This is a genomic window from Paraburkholderia phymatum, from assembly GCF_038900715.1.
GTDB classification, from domain to species: Bacteria; Pseudomonadota; Gammaproteobacteria; order Burkholderiales; family Burkholderiaceae; genus Paraburkholderia; species Paraburkholderia phymatum_A.
In genome coordinates this window covers 524,859-542,118 of the sequence record NZ_JAYMRZ010000002.1, presented here as the reverse complement: position 1 = coordinate 542,118, position 17,260 = coordinate 524,859, and the positions used below count along the sequence as shown (strand labels likewise).

The 17,260-nt window shown below is 63.2% G+C and carries 16 protein-coding genes; 11 read left to right on the top strand and 5 right to left on the bottom strand.

The annotated features are described in order from the left end of the window. Positions 1-246: 246 nt before the first annotated feature. Positions 247-1,128: a LysR family transcriptional regulator gene (locus VSR68_RS05795; protein WP_342938872.1), complete on the bottom strand. Its 882-nt coding sequence runs from the start codon at positions 1,126-1,128 to the stop codon at positions 247-249. A gap of 147 nt (positions 1,129-1,275) precedes the next feature. On the opposite strand from VSR68_RS05795, the gene VSR68_RS05790 reads away from it, so the two are divergent. Genes VSR68_RS05790 through VSR68_RS05765 form a run of 6 tightly spaced genes read left to right on the top strand, consistent with a single transcriptional unit; the run spans position 1,276 to position 8,475 of the window. After that, positions 1,276-2,298, top strand: coding sequence for an ABC transporter ATP-binding protein (locus VSR68_RS05790; RefSeq protein ID WP_342938871.1), 1,023 nt, complete (start codon positions 1,276-1,278; stop codon positions 2,296-2,298). After that, complete coding sequence (locus VSR68_RS05785) at positions 2,295-3,404, top strand: oligopeptide/dipeptide ABC transporter ATP-binding protein (protein WP_342938870.1); 1,110 nt, start codon at positions 2,295-2,297, stop codon at positions 3,402-3,404. The genes VSR68_RS05790 and VSR68_RS05785 overlap by 4 nt, the downstream gene beginning before the upstream one ends. A gap of 43 nt (positions 3,405-3,447) precedes the next feature. Then, a complete protein-coding gene (locus tag VSR68_RS05780; RefSeq protein ID WP_090872549.1) occupies positions 3,448-4,944 on the top strand; it encodes an ABC transporter substrate-binding protein in 1,497 nt (498 codons plus the stop codon). A gap of 5 nt (positions 4,945-4,949) precedes the next feature. Then, positions 4,950-5,894 carry an ABC transporter permease gene (locus VSR68_RS05775; protein ID WP_342938869.1) on the top strand — a complete coding sequence of 315 codons (945 nt, stop codon included), beginning with the start codon at positions 4,950-4,952 and terminating at the stop codon, positions 5,892-5,894. Continuing rightward, positions 5,894-6,778, top strand: coding sequence for an ABC transporter permease (locus tag VSR68_RS05770; protein WP_342938868.1), 885 nt, complete (start codon positions 5,894-5,896; stop codon positions 6,776-6,778). The genes VSR68_RS05775 and VSR68_RS05770 overlap by 1 nt, the downstream gene beginning before the upstream one ends. A gap of 59 nt (positions 6,779-6,837) precedes the next feature. Beyond that, the gene (locus VSR68_RS05765) at positions 6,838-8,475 is read left to right on the top strand and encodes a gamma-glutamyltransferase family protein (protein ID WP_342938867.1); all 1,638 of its coding nucleotides are present in this window, start codon (positions 6,838-6,840) and stop codon (positions 8,473-8,475) included. 45 nt (positions 8,476-8,520) lie between these two features. On the opposite strand, the gene VSR68_RS05760 is transcribed toward VSR68_RS05765, so the two are convergent. Further along, the gene (locus tag VSR68_RS05760) at positions 8,521-9,537 is read right to left on the bottom strand and encodes a sulfonate ABC transporter substrate-binding protein (RefSeq protein WP_342938866.1); all 1,017 of its coding nucleotides are present in this window, start codon (positions 9,535-9,537) and stop codon (positions 8,521-8,523) included. 318 nt (positions 9,538-9,855) lie between these two features. Here VSR68_RS05760 and VSR68_RS05755 point away from each other — a divergent pair, with 318 nt between their 5' ends. The 5 genes from VSR68_RS05755 to VSR68_RS05735 all read left to right on the top strand — a co-directional run bounded on the left by VSR68_RS05755 (position 9,856) and on the right by VSR68_RS05735 (position 14,345). Beyond that, positions 9,856-10,116 (top strand): hypothetical protein, encoded by a 261-nt coding sequence (locus tag VSR68_RS05755; RefSeq protein ID WP_342938865.1) that lies wholly within the window; start codon positions 9,856-9,858, stop codon positions 10,114-10,116. Positions 10,117-10,371: 255 nt separating this feature from the next. Then, positions 10,372-11,280 carry a TauD/TfdA family dioxygenase gene (locus tag VSR68_RS05750; RefSeq protein ID WP_342938989.1) on the top strand — a complete coding sequence of 303 codons (909 nt, stop codon included), beginning with the start codon at positions 10,372-10,374 and terminating at the stop codon, positions 11,278-11,280. A gap of 62 nt (positions 11,281-11,342) precedes the next feature. Beyond that, positions 11,343-12,395, top strand: coding sequence for an ABC transporter substrate-binding protein (locus tag VSR68_RS05745; protein ID WP_342938864.1), 1,053 nt, complete (start codon positions 11,343-11,345; stop codon positions 12,393-12,395). 145 nt (positions 12,396-12,540) lie between these two features. Beyond that, complete coding sequence (locus VSR68_RS05740; RefSeq protein WP_342938863.1) at positions 12,541-13,464, top strand: ABC transporter ATP-binding protein; 924 nt, start codon at positions 12,541-12,543, stop codon at positions 13,462-13,464. Beyond that, the gene (locus VSR68_RS05735; protein WP_342938862.1) at positions 13,461-14,345 is read left to right on the top strand and encodes an ABC transporter permease; all 885 of its coding nucleotides are present in this window, start codon (positions 13,461-13,463) and stop codon (positions 14,343-14,345) included. Before VSR68_RS05740 ends, VSR68_RS05735 begins: the two co-directional genes overlap by 4 nt. Positions 14,346-14,684: 339 nt before the next feature. Here VSR68_RS05735 and VSR68_RS05730 read toward each other — a convergent pair whose 3' ends face one another. The 3 genes from VSR68_RS05730 to VSR68_RS05720 form a co-directional block, all read right to left on the bottom strand. Continuing rightward, positions 14,685-15,029, bottom strand: a complete 345-nt coding sequence (locus VSR68_RS05730) for a helix-turn-helix domain-containing protein (RefSeq protein WP_342938861.1) — start codon at positions 15,027-15,029, stop codon at positions 14,685-14,687. Positions 15,030-15,772: 743 nt separating this feature from the next. After that, positions 15,773-16,300 (bottom strand): VOC family protein, encoded by a 528-nt coding sequence (locus VSR68_RS05725; RefSeq protein WP_342938860.1) that lies wholly within the window; start codon positions 16,298-16,300, stop codon positions 15,773-15,775. Next, on the bottom strand, positions 16,297-17,160 hold the full coding sequence (locus tag VSR68_RS05720) for an alpha/beta hydrolase (RefSeq protein ID WP_342938859.1): 864 nt from the start codon (positions 17,158-17,160) through the stop codon (positions 16,297-16,299). Before VSR68_RS05720 ends, VSR68_RS05725 begins: the two co-directional genes overlap by 4 nt. Between the last annotated feature and the right edge of the window lie 100 nt (positions 17,161-17,260).

Genomic DNA, 17,260 nt, shown 5'->3' with positions numbered 1-17,260 from the left:
AGTTGCCACGGGATGAAATGCGTAGTGTCCGTACTCTTCTTTTCTAACGTGCCGGCAATTCCATAGCTCTTGAGGGACGAAAGGTCAGCGAGCCTTTAAATCCCGCTTTCAAAAATTGGCATTGAAATGAACATTGCCAATTTCGCTTCTTTCACGGCCGTCTTAGGGACATTGAATAGCATTTAATCGCCAGCTTTTCTGTCATATCGGCATCACATGAATGTAGATGATCGCGTTGGCGGCGTTTTAGGACCCGGCGCGCGGCGTGGCCTGAAACGTATCGACGATTTCGCGCGTCAAAGCCTTCCGGTCATCGGATGCGCGCTGCACCATGCCCACCGTTCGAAGCGTCGGCGGGCTGCCGATCGAAATCACGCGCAGCAGCGGGTCGCTTTGCCAGTTCCCGCGATTGAGCAACGGCAGCACCGCGACGCCGACTTTCTCGCGCACGAGCGCGACGATCGTTTCGATCGAATTGAGTTCGAGATACTCGTTGACCGTCAAGCCCGACTTCTGCAACGCCTGTTCGACGACCTGCCCGGTGCGCACGCGCCGGTCGAAGCGCAGAAACCCGTGGCTGCGCAAGATGCGCTGCGGGTCGTTGTCGACGATCTCGCGGCTCACGACCAGCATCATCGGCTCGGTGTAGAGCGTGGTCCACTTCAGCGTGTCGGGCAGCGTCTGGTCCGCGCGCGCGACGACGGCGGCGACATCCACTTCGCCCGCTTCGACCATGCCCGCCAGTTCGTCCGAGCGCGCCGACAGCAGGCGCACGTCGAGCCGCGGATGCGCGGCCTTCAGCCGCGCGACGGCCAGCGACAGCGCGCCGATCACCGACACCACCGCGCCGATCGTCACCGGCCCCTCCATCGCGTCCGAAGGCTTCGCTTCCAGCTCGGCGAGAAGCTCCAGGATCTGCTCGACCTTCGGCCAGATCGTATGGCCGTGTTGCGTCAGCGTGATCTGGCGGCCCCGGCGGTCGAACAGCTGGCGGCCGAGCGCCAGTTCGAGTCCGCGCATCTGCAGGCTGACGGCGGCCTGTGTCAGCGCAACCTTGTCGGCGGCGGCCGAGAACGATCCCGTGCGTGCCACGGCCTTGAAAGTCTTCAACATGCGAAGCGTCGGCATGGTATGTCCCGAGTGCGTCTCATGATCGAATCATGAGAAAAACTTAAGTGTCGAAAAGAAATATTAATATTTTTTGTACAACGCCGGCCAGATAATGGATTCACAACGACATGAAAGGACGAGCGACACGATGCGGAGTGCCCAAGCATGACCGGTGCTGAACGCCGACCAGTACTGGATGTACGAGGCTTCTCGTTGAAATTTTCAAACGCGGCCGATGTACCCAATGTCGTCGATAACGTCTCCTTCCCGGTTCACGCGGGTGAGACCTTGTGCATGGTCGGCGAGTCGGGCTGCGGCAAGAGCGTGACGTCGCTGGCGCTGATGGGGCTGCTCGCGAGCCCGCCCGCGCGGCGCGTCGCGGGCACCGCGCATTTCGAAGGGCAGGATCTTTTCGCGCTGACGGAGCGCGAACTCGCTGACATACGCGGCAACCGTATGTCGATGATCTTCCAGGAGCCGATGACGTCGCTGAATCCCGCGTACACGATCGGCGAGCAGATCGGCGAGAGCATCCGGCGGCATCGCGGCATCAAGCGCGCGCAAGCGCGTGACGAAGCGCTGGAGATGCTGCGCCTCGTCCACATTCCCGCACCCGAAACGCGGCTCGACGCGTTCCCGCATCAACTGTCGGGCGGCATGCGCCAGCGCGTGATGATCGCGATGGCGCTCGCGAACCGCCCGCGTCTGTTGATCGCCGACGAACCGACGACGGCGCTCGACGTCACGATTCAGGCCCAGGTGTTGTCGCTCGTGCGCAATCTCCAGGCGGAGACGGGCACGGCGATGCTCCTGATCACGCACGATCTGGGCGTGGTCGCCGAAGTGGCGGATCACGTCGCCGTGATGTACGCGGGCAGGATCGTCGAGTACGGCACCGTGACCGATCTGTTCGACGATCCGCAGCATCCGTACACGATCGGCCTGATGGGCGCGATCCCGTCCGTCGGCAAGCGCGCGGGCTCGCTCGCGACGATACGCGGCTCGGTGCCGTCGCCGGAGCAGATGCCGCGCGGCTGCCGCTTCGCGCCGCGCTGTCCGTTCGCGGAGCAGCGCTGCATCGACGCCGCGCCACCCGACAGAACGCTTTCGGGCGAGCATCGCGTCGCGTGCTGGCTCGCGCCCGTCGAGCAGATCGTGACGCCCGCGCAGCAAAAGGAGCTGACATGAGCGCCGACAAAAGTGCCGACACCAAAGCGCCCATCATCGAAGCGAGCGTGCTCACGAAGCGCTTCGGCGGCGAGCGGCACATGTTCGCGCGCACGCCCACGGTTCACGCCGTCAACGACGTGTCGTTCGCCGTGAACACGGGCGAGACCTTCGCGATTGTCGGCGAGTCGGGCTGCGGCAAGTCCACGCTCGGCCGGCTGCTGCTGCGCCTGATCGACGCGACGCAAGGGCGCGTGATCTATCGGGGCGAGGACATCACGCACTGGCAAGGCGCGAAGCTGCGGCGGCTGCGCCGCGAGATGCAGATCATCTTTCAGGACCCGTTCGCTTCGTTGAATCCGGGCATGACCGTGGGGCAGATCATCGGCGAGCCGGTCGGCGTGCACGGGCTCGCGAGCAATGCCGCCGAGCGCCGCGAGCGCGTCGCGCAACTGCTGACCAAAGTCGGCTTGCAGCCCGGCTACGCGGAGCGCTATCCGCATGAATTTTCGGGCGGGCAGCGTCAGCGCATCGGCATTGCGCGGGCGCTCGCGGGCGAGCCGAAGCTGATCGTCGGCGACGAGCCGGTGTCGGCGCTCGATGTGTCGGTGCAGGCGCAGGTGATCAATCTGCTCGAATCGCTGAAAGCGGAACTCGGCCTCACGCTGATCATGGTCGCGCACGATCTGGCCGTGATCCGCCATATGAGCGACCGCGTCGCCGTGATGTATCTCGGCGAGATCGTCGAGCTGGCGCAAGTCGACGAGCTGTTCGATGCGCCGCTGCATCCGTATACGCAAGCGCTGCTGCGCGCGATTCCCGCGAGCAGTCCGCACGCGCGCCGCACGAAGCCCGCGCTGCAAGGCGATCTGCCGAGCCCGACGGCGCCGCCGCCTGGCTGCCGCTTTCATACGCGCTGCCCTCACGCAAAGCCGCGTTGCTCGCAGGAGCGGCCGCTCGCCGAAGCGCTGCCCGGCGGCCGGCAGGTCGCCTGCCACTTCTGGCGCGAGGTGCAGAACGCGGGCAGCGGCACGCCGCTCGCGGCGAGCGTCAGCGTGAAGCTGAACGAGCGCCTGGAAATTTACCGTGACAGGCAGGCCGCGCTGACAGCGGGCGCGATCCGATAAGCAACTTTTGATGGCAACCCGAACCGCAACAAGGACATAACGCATGCGAAGAATGTTGATTGCCGCCGCGCTCGCATTGAGCGCATCCGCCGCGATGGCCCAGACCACCATCCGCATCGGCTTGCAGGACGATATCGGCTCGCTCGACCCCGCGCGCAGCGTGCAGTTCGTCGACCGGATCGTGTTCGCGTCGATGTGCAATTCGCTCGTCGACGTCGGGCCGGATCTCAAGATCGTGCCGATGCTCGCCACTTCCTGGACCACGAGCGCCGACGGCAAGTCGCTGACGTTCAAGCTGCGCCAGGGCGTGAAGTTCCAGGACGACGAGCCGTTGAACGCCGCCGCCGTGAAGGCCAATCTCGACCGCTATCGCAGCCTGCCGACCAGCAACCGCAAGAGCGAGCTTTCGTCGGTCGATCATGTCGACGTCGTCGACGACAGCACCGTGAAGATCGTGTTGAAGCAGCCGGACGCCGCGCTGCTCGCCACGCTTTCCGACCGCGCCGGCATGATGCTCGCGCCGAAGACGCTCTCCGATGCGGCAGGTGTCGCGTCGCATCCCGTGTGCTCGGGTCCGTACAAGTTCGTGCAGCGCGTGCAGAACGATCGCGTCGTGCTCGAGAAGTTCGCGGGCTATTGGGACGCGGACAAGTATCCGATCCAGCGCGTCGTGTTCCAACCGATTCCCGACAGCACCGTGCGTCTCGCGAACCTGCGCTCGGGCTCGCTCGACATGCTCGAACGCCTCGCGCCTTCCGATGTCGCGTCGGTGAAGAGCGATGCGAACCTGCAATTCAAGCCGGTGACGGGCCTGGGCTTCTACTACGTGACGTTCAACATCAACAACGGTCCGCGCGGCAACAGCCCGTTGAAGGACAAGCGCGTGCGCCAGGCGTTCGAGCTGTCGATCGACCGCGATGCGATCGATCAGGTGATCGGCGCGGGCATCTTCACGCCGGCCAACCAGGGCATTCCGAAATCGAGCCCGTACTACAACGCGTCGCTGCCGACGACGAAGCGCGACGTCGCGAAAGCGAAGGCCTTGCTGAAAGCGTCGGGCCACGAGCATCCGACGATCGAGTTCGCGTATCCGAACAACACCGTCGCGAGCCAGATCACGCAGATGCTGCAGGCGATGCTCGGCGAAGCGGGCATCACGTTGAAGCTGCGCCCGAGCGATTACGCGACCGAGCTGAACGCGGGACACAGCGGCGATTTCGAAGCGATGTACACGGGCTGGTCGGGCCGCGTCGATCCCGATGGCAACCTGCATCAGTTCAATACGTGCTCGGGCAACCTGAACTACGCGCACTACTGCAACCAGCAGGTCGATTCGCTGCTCGACGGCGCGCGCACGAAGCTCACCTCGGCCGAACGCAAGGCGGACTACGACGCAGCCGGCAAGATCCTCGCCGACGACGATCCCATCGTCTACATCTACGCGCAGCCGTGGCCGTTCGTGCTGTCGAAGAAGGTGCAGGGCTTCACGCCTTCCGCCGATGGCCTCGTTCGCCTGCGCGGCGTTTCGATGAAAGGCTGAGCGCCATGCTGCGGATCATCGCCAATCGCATGCTCGTGGCCGTGCCGACGCTGATCCTGGTGTCGATGCTGATCTTCGGCCTGCAGAAGCTGTTGCCGGGCGACCCCGTCATGGCGATGGCGGGCGAGGACCAGGACCCGCAACTCATCGCGACGCTGCGGGTCAAGTATCACCTCGATCAACCCGTGCCCACGCAGTACGCGCTGTGGATGCGCGACGTCGCGCACGGCGACCTGGGCGCGTCGCTGCTCACGGACGTGCCCGTGCGCTCGCTGATCGCACAGAAGCTGCCCGTCACGATACAGCTCGCGATCATGGCGATGATCCTCGCCATCGGCATCGGCATACCGGCGGGCGTGATCTCGGCGGCGAGCCGAGGTGGACCGCTCGACTACGCCGCGAACATCTTCGCGCTGTCCGGCATGTCGATACCGAACTTCTGGCTCGGCATCATGCTGATCTTCATCGTGTCGGTGCGCTGGCATCTGTTGCCGTCGTCGGGCTACGTGTCGCCGGGCGAGGACTTCTGGCTCAGCATCAAGACGATGCTGATGCCCGCGTTCGTGCTCGGCGCCGCGCTCGGCGCGCAACTGATGCGCCACACGCGCAGCGCGATGCTCGGCGTGCTGCGCACCGACTACATCCGCACCGCGCGCGCGAAGGGGCTGCTGCGCGGCGCCGTGGTCGTCAAGCACGCATTCCGCAACGCGCTGATCCCGATCGTCACCGTGCTCGCGCTGCTGTTCGGCGAACTGCTCGCGGGCGCCGTGCTGACCGAGCAGGTCTTCACGATTCCGGGCTTCGGCAAGCTCGTCGTCGATGCCGTGTTCAACCGCGACTATCCCGTCGTGCAAGGCGTCGTGCTCGTGACGGCGCTCGCGTTCATCGTCGTCAATCTGTGCGCCGATGTGCTGTACATCCTGCTGAACCCCCGACTGAGGCGCAGTTGATGGCTACTCCTCTCGATGCCCCATCCGTATCGTCCGCCGCAACGCTGCCGCGCCGCAAGCGCCGTGGACTCGTGCGCTTCATGCGCAACCGCGCCGCGGTATTCGGCGCGCTGCTGGTGGCACTCGTCGTCGTGATGGCCGTGTTCGCGCCGTGGCTCACGCAGTACGACCCCGTGCAGGCGAGCTTCATGACCGTGCGCCAGGCGCCGTCGGCGGCTCACTGGTTCGGCACCGACGAACTCGGCCGCGACGTGCTGAGCCGTCTGCTGTACGGCGCGCGCGCGTCGCTGCTCGCGGGCGTCGTGTCCGTCGGCATTGCCGTCGTGCTCGGCGTGCCGCTCGGGCTGCTCGCCGGCTATTTCGGCAAGCTCGTCGACGGCGCGATCTCGCGCGTCGCCGATGCGCTGCTGTCCATTCCATTCCTGATTCTCGCGATCGCGCTTTCCGCGTTCCTCGGGCCGAGCCTCACGAACGCGATGGCCGCGATCGGCATTTCGGCGATGCCGCGCTTCATCCGCCTCACGCGCGGACAGGCGATCAGCGTGAAGGCCGAAGAGTATGTCGAAGGCGCGCGCGCGATCGGCCTCGATCATCCGCGCATCATCCTGCGGTACATTCTGCCCAACGTGCTGCCGCCCATCATCGTGCAGGCGAGCCTTACGGTGGCGAGCGCGATCATCGCCGAAGCGAGCCTGTCGTTCCTCGGGCTCGGACAATTGCCGCCCGCGCCGTCGTGGGGATCGATGCTCAACACCGCGAAGGACTTCGTGAGCCAGGCGCCGTGGATGTCGATCTTTCCCGGCATCGCGATCTTTCTGGCCGTGCTCGGCTTCAATCTGCTCGGCGACGGTCTGCGCGACGCGCTCGATCCGCGCGAATCCTGATTTCTTTCCGTGGCCGTGTCGCTTTCGACAGGGCCGTGGTCAACCTCTAGAGTGAAGGCATGACAAATTTCAACTGGCAGAACCCTTATCCGACGACGCGCATGCCTGTGTTCGCGCGCAACATCGTCTCGACTTCGCAGCCGCTCGCCGCGCAGGCCGGTCTGCGGATGCTGTGGAAAGGCGGCAATGCCGTCGATGCCGCAATCGCGGCGGCTGCGGCCATCACGGTCGTCGAGCCGGTGTCGAACGGCTTGGGCAGCGATGCGTTCGCGCTCGTGTGGGACGGCAAGAAACTGCATGGGCTGAATGCATCAGGCGTCGCGCCCGCCGCATGGAACGTCGATTACTTCAAGCGCAAGTACGGCGAGAACAACGGCCTCGCCGAGCACCCCGTGCGCGGCTGGGACACGGTGACGGTGCCGGGCGTGATCGCGGGCTGGGAAGCGCTGCACAAGAAGTTCGGCTCGCTGCCGTTCGCGGACCTGATGGAGCCAGCGATCGAGATCGCCGAGCGCGGCCACGCGGTGGCGGGCATCGTCGCGCGCAAGTGGGCCGCCGCCGTGCCCGAACTGAAGAGTCAGCCGGGTTTCGCCGATACGTTCATGCCGCGCGGCCGCGCGCCCGAAATGAGCGAACTGGTGAAGATGCCGGGGCACGCGAAGACGCTGCGCGTGCTCGCCGAAAAGGGCCCGCGCGCGTACTACGAAGGCGAGATCGCCGAGCGCATCGCGGCGTTTTCGCGCGAATGCGGCGGCGCGATGACGCTCGACGATCTGCGCAACTATCAGCCCGACTGGGTCGAGCCGATCGGCAAGCAGTATCGCGGCTATACGGTGCACGAGATTCCGCCGAACGGGCAGGGCATCGCCGCGCTGATCGCGCTCGGCATTCTCGAGCAGTTCGACATGGGCTCGATGAAAGTGGACGGCATCGAATCGCAGCACTTGCAGATCGAGGCGATGAAGCTCGCGTTCGCCGATGTGTATCGCTACGTCGCCGATCCGCGTTCGATGGAAGTGACGCCCGCGCAAATGCTCGACGACGCGTATCTGAAGTCGCGCGCAAAGCTGATCGATCCGAAGCGCGCGACGCATTTCGGCTTCGGCATGCCGAAGTCGGGCGGCACGATCTACATGTCGGCGGCCGACGAGCGCGGCATGATGGTCAGCTTCATCCAGTCGAACTACATGGGCTTCGGCTCGGGCGTCGTGGTGCCGGACAGCGGCATCTCGCTGCAGAACCGCGGTTACGGTTTCTCGATGGACCCGAAGTCGCCGAATGTCGTCGAAGGCGGCAAGCGGCCTTTCCACACGATCATTCCCGCGTTCCTCACGCAACAGGTGGATGGCAGGCAGGAAGCCGTGATGAGCTTCGGCGTGATGGGCGGCGATATGCAGCCGCAAGGCCATCTGCAAACAGTCGTGCGCATGCTCGACTACGGCCAGCAGCCGCAGGCCGCGTGCGACGCGCCGCGCTGGAAGGTCAACCGCGACTTCACGATTGACGTCGAATCGACGCTCGATCGCAACACGACGCGCGCGCTCGAAGGGCTCGGCCACACGATCAAGTCGATCGACGATCCTTATATGGATTTCGGCTCGGGCCAGTTCATCTGGAAGCTCGACCGCAACGAGCCCGAGCGCGGCTATGTGGCCGCGAGCGACAGCCGCCGCGACGGTCTCGCAGCGGGCTTCTGAGCGGACCGCCATATCGATGCGCCCGCGCGTTGGAGCCGGCTGCGTTCAGCCGGTTTTCCAGCGCGCGTCCGCGACGGTCAGCTTGCCGGGAATCAGCTTGAGCGCGCTGAACGTATCGGCGATCTGCTGCTGATACGCGAGCGTCGCGTCCGTGATCGGCTGCACGCCGTAGCCGGTGCGTTTGAGCGCGACTTCGAGCGTGGCCGTATCGAGCCCGACAAGCGGCGACAGCAGCGCGGCCACTTCGGGAATGTTGTCGTGCGCCCAGCCGTCGATGCCGTTCACTTCTTCGAGCAGCGTGCGCAGCACTTGCGGTTGTGCAGCGGCGAATTTGCGGGCCGCGACGTAGTACTGCGTATTGCGCACGAGTCCGTCGCCATAGGCAAGGGTGCGCGCATTCCCCTGGCGTTCGATCGCCGCGAGATACGGGTCCCAGATCACCCACGCGTCCACGCTGCCTTGCACGAAGGCCGCGCGCGCATCGGAGGGTGTCAGATAGACGGGCTGGATGTCGGTGTACGCGAGCCCCGCTTTTTCGAGCGCCTTCACGAGCAGGAAGTGGACATTCGAGCCCTTGTTGAGCGCGACTTTCTTGCCGCGTAGCTGCGCAACCGAGCGGATCGGCGAATCGTGCGGCACGACGATCGCTTCGCCTTGCGGCGCGGACGGTTCGCTGCCGATGTACACGAAGTCGACGCCGCCCGCCTGAGCAAAAATAGGCGGCGTCTCGCCGACGGTGCCGACGTCGACGGCGCCTGCATTCAGTCCTTCCAGCAACTGCGGTCCGGCGGGAAATTCGAGCCATTGGACGGTCACGCCCTGGCTTGCAAGCCGCTTTTCGAGCGTGCCGCGCGCCTTCAGCACGACGAAGTTGCCGTACTTCTGATAACCGATTCGCAGCCGGTTGCTCGCGCCTTGCGCATGCGCGGCGCCGCTCGCGAACGGTCCGAATATGCCGCCGAGCGCGGCGCCCGTCAGGCCGACGGCGGCGCGCTGCAAGAGCCGTCGCTTGCGCAGATCGGCGGGATGGGTATCGATGGATGTTTCGTCGTGTTTGCTCATCTGTCGCTGATGTCTGTCATGTCTGTGAGGAATGCCGTTTGCCGGACTGCGCCGCGCAGTTGGCACGAACCGCTCACGCCGCGATCGGGCGCGTCAGACCCATGACGTTAAGTCGGCGGGGGCGCGAATCCAACCAATGTTTGCGCATATCGAAAGCAGCGAATCACGAGTTGCGACACCACGACACCACGGCACGCGCTGCGGCACTCGACGCAGCGCATCCCGCGCGCGTTGCAAAGCAACGCACGAATGCTTGTTTGCACCTGGACGCGCCACCCACTAGATTCAATGACGACGCCACAAGCAGGAGGACGCATCATGTCGATGAACCTCGCAGCGTTTTACCGTCATGCCGTTTTCGAGCCGTTCGAATCCGTGCGGAACCGGCTGCATACGAAGCCGCGACGCGTCGCGGCCCGCCACAAAGAGACGCATCATAAAGACACGCATGACAGGCACTCGCCACCCGACGATGCCGAGCGCCTCGAGCGTATCGCCGCTTATGCACGTGCTGGCTACTTCAACATGGGATACACGCTCGACATGTTTTACATGATCGGCGAAATAGAACCCGAGTGACGGATCATCAGCGAAGTCGTCATCGAACGGCCGGCCGTCGTCGATCGAGGCCGATCTGAACTATCTGGTCCCTAACGACGAACAGCCCGCCACCTACGCGTATGAGCCGCCTGCGTGCCATCGCTTTATGACTGACGCAGATAAGGGTATCGGCTTTGATTCGTTGACCCCTGCGCGAGCGAGGCCCTACATTGGTGATCCCGATCAGACACTGGGCATCTTCTCGTGACGAGCACCGCACCCGACCTCATCAGCATCGCAAGCGAGCGAGCAACCAGCGTGAACCGCGCGGATTCGCGCGACGCTCACGCGCAGTCATTCGAGATTCGTCCCTTCGACGCGCCGCTCGGCGCCGAAGTGATCGGTCTGTCGTTAAGCGAGCCGCCTTCCGATGCGGACTTTGCGCGCATCCGTCGTGCGCATCTCGATCATCACGTGCTCGTGTTTCGCGATCAGCACATCACACCCGAAGAACACATCGCGTTCAGCCGCCGCTTCGGGCCGTTGCAGATTCATGTGCTGTATCAGTTCGCGCTCGCGGATCATCCCGAAGTGCTGATCGTGTCGAACATCGTCGAGAACGGCAAGCCGATCGGTCTCGGCGACGCCGGCCATTTCTGGCACTCGGATCTGTCGTACAAGGAGAAGCCGAGTCTCGGCTCGCTGTTGCACGCGCAGGAGCTTCCGTCCGAGGGCGGCGATACCCTGTTCGCGAACATGCATCTCGCGTGGGACACGCTGCCCGCGCATTTGCGCGAGGCAGTCGTTGGCAGGCACGCGGAGCACACATACCTCGCGCGCTATGCGGAGTTGCAGGCGCGCAGTCCGTGGCGTCCGGATCTGTCGGCCGAGCAGGTCGCGCAGGTCAAGCCCGTCGTGCATCCGGTGGTGCGCATTCATCCGGAAACGGGCCGCAAGGCGCTCTTCGTCAGCGAACATTTCACGACGCGCATCGTCGGCTTGCCTGAAGACGAAAGCCGAGCCCTGCTCGACGAACTCTTCGCGCACAGCGTGCGTGCCGAGCATCTGTACCGGCATCGCTGGCAAGCGCACGATCTGGTGTTCTGGGACAACCGCTCACTAATGCACCTCGCCGCGGGCACGCCCGATCATCTGCGCCGCAAGCTCTATCGCACGACGATCGAAGGCGACACGCCGCTCTAGAACCGTTGTGCGGACATCGAGACCGGCTTCGCGTCCACCGCCATTCATCTACGAGGAATTTCATGTTGCACATTTATCGCGCGGCATGGGCCGCGCTCATCCGTCGTGCGCGTCGCATCGCCGCTGCCGCTTTGACCGTCGTCGGCGTGAGCGCGCTCGGCTTGCCGCAAGATGCGCTGGCCGAAGGGCACATTCGTATCGCGGAGCAGTTCGGCGTCGTCTATCTGCTGCTCAACGTCGCGCGCGATCAGCATCTGATCGAACAGGAAGGCCGCAAGGACGGACTCGATATCAAGGTGGACTGGGTGCGGCTGTCGGGCGGCGCGGCCGTCAACGATGCGCTGCTGTCGGGGTCGATCGATATCGCTGGTGCGGGCGTCGGCCCGCTGCTGACGGTATGGGATCGAACGCGCGGACGCCAGAACGTGAAGGGCGTCGCGTCGCTCGGCAATCTGCCGTACTACCTCGTCAGCAACAATCCGAACGTGAAGACCATCGCCGATTTCACGAGCAAGGACCGCATCGCGTTGCCCGCCGTCGGCGTGTCGGTTCAATCGCGCGTGTTGCAGTATGCGGCCGCGAAGCAATGGGGCGACAAGGCGTTCGACAGGATCGACGGTTTCACGCAGGCCATCCCGCATCCGGACGCGACGGCCGCGATCATTGCGAACAGCAGCGTGATCACCGCGCACTTCGGCAATCCGCCGTTCCAGCAGCAGGAACTGGCGCAGAACCCGAAGGCCCATATCGTGCTGAACTCCTACGATGTGCTCGGCGGCCCGAGTTCGGCGACCGTGCTTTACGCGACGGAGAAATTCCGCAGCGACAATCCGAAGACTTATCACGCGTTCGTGGCCGCGCTCGCGCAAGCGGCGCATCTGATCTCGACGAACCCGGAGCTGGCCGCCGACATCTACATTCGCGTCAACGACTCGAAGATCGACCGCGCGTTGCTGCTGAAAATACTTCGCGATCCACAAGTGCAGTTCAAGATCGCGCCGCAGAACACATTCGGGCTTGCGCAGTTCATGTATCGCGTCGGCGCGATCCGCAACGAGCCGAAGTCCTGGCGCGACTACTTCTTCGACGATCCCGCGACGGCGGGCGGAAGCTGACCGTCATGCGCGTGCGATGCGTGCGCCTCGCGGCTGCATCGCTTTCGATGCTTATGCGGACGGCTACTTTGAATATTCACATTCGTCGGTTGGTGCCGCGCGAGCTTGCCCGTATGTTGTCGTTTTGTCTGCTGGAGTTGCCATCGTGAACGCTGCCACGACACAAGACCGGATCGCGCCGCGCGCATCGCAGCGAAGCGCATCGGCGGACTCGCGGGATGCGCGAGCCGCGTCGAACGCAGCCGCTGCGGATCGAAGCGGCGCCGTGTACAGTGAGCGCCTGCTCGCCGTCGATCGCGTGAACCTCGAATACCGCACGCACGAGCGGATCGTGCGCGCGACTCGCGACGTCAGCTTCGACGTGTACGGAGCGGACCGTTTCGTGCTGCTGGGTCCGTCGGGTTGCGGCAAGTCGACCTTGCTGAAGGCCATCGCGGGATTCATCGAGCCTGTCACCGGAACCATCACGCTCGATGGAGAGCGGGTGCGTGGACCCGGCGCGGATCGCGTCGTCGTGTTCCAGGAATTCGATCAGTTGCCGCCGTGGAAAACCGTGGTCGAGAATGTCGCGTTCCCGCTGCGGGTCGCGCGCGGTTGCGCGCGCTCCGAAGCGAAGGAACGCGCGCTGCACTATCTCGACAAGGTCGGCCTCGCGAATTTCGCCGATGCCTATCCGCACACGCTATCGGGCGGCATGAAGCAGCGCGTGGCGATTGCGCGCGCGCTCGCGATGCAGCCGCGCGTCCTGCTGATGGACGAGCCGTTCGCCGCGCTCGATGCGCTGACGCGCCGCAAGATGCAGGAAGAACTGCTGCGGCTATGGGATGACGCGCGCTTCACGCTGCTTTTCGTCACGCATTCGATCGAGGAAGCGTTGATCGTCGGCAATCGCATTTTGCTGTTGTCGCCGCACCCGGGCCGCGTGCGTGCCGAGTTGAACAGCCACCAGTATTCGCTGCAAAGCATCGGCGACAGCATCGGGCGACATGACTTCCAGCAAAGCGTCGCGCGCATTCATCGTCTGCTGTTCGATGCGGATGCATTGACGCCGCAGGAGGACCACGCATGAGCACGCCCGCGAAGACCGGCCTTGTTCCGCCCGTGCGTCCCGAGTACGAGCGGCCACTCGAAGGACAGGGCTCGCCGACTGAAACGACGCCCGTGCCGCCGCTTCGGCGCGTATGGGATGCCGCGTGGTGCCGGCGCATTCTCATCGCGGCGGTGCTGATCGCCGTTTGGGAAGTGACCGCGCGCGCGGTTGCCAACGACCTGTTGCTGCCCACCTTCGGCACGACGCTGACGGCGTTCGTGCAGGGCATCGCATCGGGCGAACTGCTCTCGAAGACGGCGATCTCGCTGTCGGTGCTGCTGCGCGGCTATGCGATCGGCGCGCTGCTCGCGTTCGCGCTGACGTCGCTTGCAGTATCGACGCGCATCGGCCGCGATCTGCTGTCGATGCTCACCGCGATGTTCAATCCGCTGCCCTCTATCGCACTGCTGCCGATCGCGTTGCTCTGGTTCGGCCTCGGTACGTGGAGCCTGCTGTTCGTGCTGGTTCATGCCGTGTTGTGGCCGCTCGCGCTCAGCATGTACACGGGCTTTCTCGGCGTGCCCGAAACGCTGAGGATGACGGGGCGCAACTACGGCCTCAAGGGTCTGCGCCAGGTGCTGCTGATTCTCGTGCCGGCCGCGTTGCCATCGATCGTGGCGGGCTTGCGCGTAGGCTGGGCCTTCGCATGGCGCACGCTGATTGCGGCCGAACTGGTGTTCGGCGCGAGTGCGGGGCAAGGCGGACTCGGCTGGTACATCTTCCAGAACCGCAACGAGCTTTACACGGATCGCGTGTTTGCGGGCCTCGTTGCCGTCATCGCAATCGGCTTGCTCGTCGAGCATCTGGTGTTCGATACGCTCGAACGCGTCACCGTGCGGCGCTGGGGCGTGCAGCACTAACGTGCAGTTGGCGGATCGGTGTGGATCGTGCGACCGGACGGCCATATCGGCTGGGCGATGCATCTGCTGCTCGGGTGCCTGACGCCATAAGAAGGCTATCGGAGGCGTGAAAAAAACTTTATGGGGCGGCGTGGCAAAAGGACTACGGAGTGCCCCATCCCCCCCATAAAAAGAGGTAGTCGCTACTTTGTGCTTTTGAGGGAACGCGCGGGATTCGAAGGCGCCGTCGCGACGACTATTGGGTATTCGACCGATTGAAGGGAGCGGGAAAAGGGGCATCCGGTCGATGCGATGCGCGGAATGGGTCGCTATTTCTAGCGATCCATTCCCGTCTTTGAATTAGCTGGATTCGCTGCGCGTGTAGTGAGCGCTGATCCAAGCGTTACACACCTGCTCGATTTGCAGCGCCTCCTTGTCGGGACGGAGATCGTAGCGGCCGTCGACGGACCCGTTGACGAGCCCATTGAGCCCACCCGCGAGGAACCGCCTCTTCCAGTATGTTACGGCCGCCGACGTTATCGAACACTCGCTGCTGATGTCATTGTTCGAATGACCGTCAGCCGCCATCAGCAGGATCTTCGCGCGAAGTCTCCATGAGGGAGGGTGGTTTTGCGTGTGGACCATCGCGAGGAGTTGCTCACGTTCGTCCGCCGAAATATCAAATTGGATTCTGGGTCGGGCCATGTTCAAACTGCAGTAGTGCAGTACTCCGTGAAAGTCAGAATGAACGTTCACCGCCGTTGCGTCTTGCCGTGTCGAGAAGGCACAGCGGAAAAAGGCGAATGGGGTGAGTAGAAATCGTGCTGTCGATCGGATCAGAAGCGCATCCTGAATCAAAGCGGTCGAACGCAGATCAAGGGGTGGGTATTGAATTCGGCAAGCGCATCTCCTCCACGTTTTCAAAAGTGGTCACTGCTTCATCACCGCCGCAGCGGCGGACTGGCAAGGCAAGATGGCAATGTCGTATACCGGGTGACGCGGTCAATCGGTGCCGACGAATTTTTGTTGATGTATTAAGCCATTGCCGATAGTGCTCAACTGTTCCAGCCACCTTCTTTGCAAGGGGGCCACAGGAACGGATCGAGCGGCGATATGGCACTTGAGCGCCTGATGGGCCGCTGAGGACCGCTAGTTCGACAGGGATATGAGTCACATGAGCAAGACATTGCGACGTCTCCTGCGAAGGGGTGCATGCATCCTACGGCTTTTGTCTGTTTTAGTCCCCCGCCCTTTGGAGGGGGACGGCTAACGCGTGAAGTGGCACGTTGGGAAGAGGCTTTGAGCTAGCTCATAACCGGATGCTGGGTAATGCAGAGCAATTGCGATGGAGCAGTGCGAAACACATCGCCGATGTAATCGTTCTCGGGCCCGGAAAAAGAAAGTGCTCGCAACCACGGTTGCGAGCACCATTTCCACGTTTGTCAGTATCAACCTACCTCTGGCGTGAACTCAGATCGAGCCGTGAATTTCTTGTGTGCTGGCGGCTGCAGAAATTCGAGCGTCACGCCGTCCGGACCTCGGACATAGACAAGCCTCAAACCATCGCGCTCACCGCCTTCGACGCGTTGTGGCGGCCCGACGGGCAGCCATCCATCTTCCTTGATCCGTTCAAGCAGCGCGTCGAGGTCATCGACATACATTGCGATGTGGATAAAGCCTGCATCGCACGCACGCGCGTCGACGGTCTTTCGGTTGGCGGGCGAGTAGTACTGCAACAGTTCGATCTTGTGTCCGTAGCCTTCGACCATCGCAAGGCTCAGCGAAGCGCCTTCAACCGCGACGAGATTCTCGATAAATGCATCGTTCTTGAAGTCCCATGTGTAGAGATGCTGAAATCCAAGAACGCCGACCCAGAAATCGAGCGACGCTTTAAGCGACGAAACGGTTATTCCAGTGTGATCGACACGGTTTATCCCGAACGGCCATGCGTCGCCTGCTTTCGGCTGCAAAGTCATGCTTGCTCCCGGCCGGCGCGTTTCCAGAACGCTTGCAGTTCTTCGGAGATGAATTGCGTCTTCTCCTCGAAGACCCAATGGCCGCATTCTTCGATCACGCCGCCACTCGCGTTGACAGAGATTGCCTTCGCGCTATCGAAGCAGTGCGATCCAAAGGAGTGGCTTCCACCCCACGCGAGCATCGGCATTTTCAGCTTCTCTTTCGCGAGCTCTGCTGTCTGCTCGGCCATTTGAGGAATGTAGCCGTAGTGATTGAGGCTCGCTCGAAGATTTCCAGGCTGCTTCATCTGCATGACATAAAGCGCCACTTCCTCTTCGGGCATTGCGTGGGGGTTGTAGGCGAAGTCGCGGAAGAAATGGCGCAGATATTGCTCCTCTCGTCCCTCGACAAGAAAGCGCGTGATGTCCATGTTCATATGCATGCCGAGATGCCAGTACGGCATGCGCGGGTCGACATATCCGGGGAAGTCGAGTCCGAAGAACGGTGTCTCGATCGTGGACAGCGATATAGCGCGATCGCCGGCCATGTACGCGAGCGCCACCGACGGCGGACCGCCCAGATCGTGGCTCAAAATATGAAAGCGGTCGATGCCTTCCACTTCGAGCAGTTCGATCATGTCCTGAGCGATCGTTTTCGGCTCGTAGCCGGAAAACGGCTTGTCGCTGTCCGCGTACCCACGCAGGTCTGGGGCAATGAACCGATATTCCTTGCCCAGTGCGTCGATGATCGGAATGAATTCCCTATGGTTCTGAGGCCATCCGTGCATCGCGAGGACCACGGGACCAGAGGGATTCCCCGCCGTAACGTAGTGCAGTGTTACGCCGTTTACCTTCGCACGCTTGCTTGTTAGCTTCTCCATGACCGTTCCTGTCGAATAGAAGCACCGAACGAAGCATCGATGCCAGTGATGATCCGCAGCAGCGTTCGCTGCTACGACTCCGCGCACGCGATGCCAATGT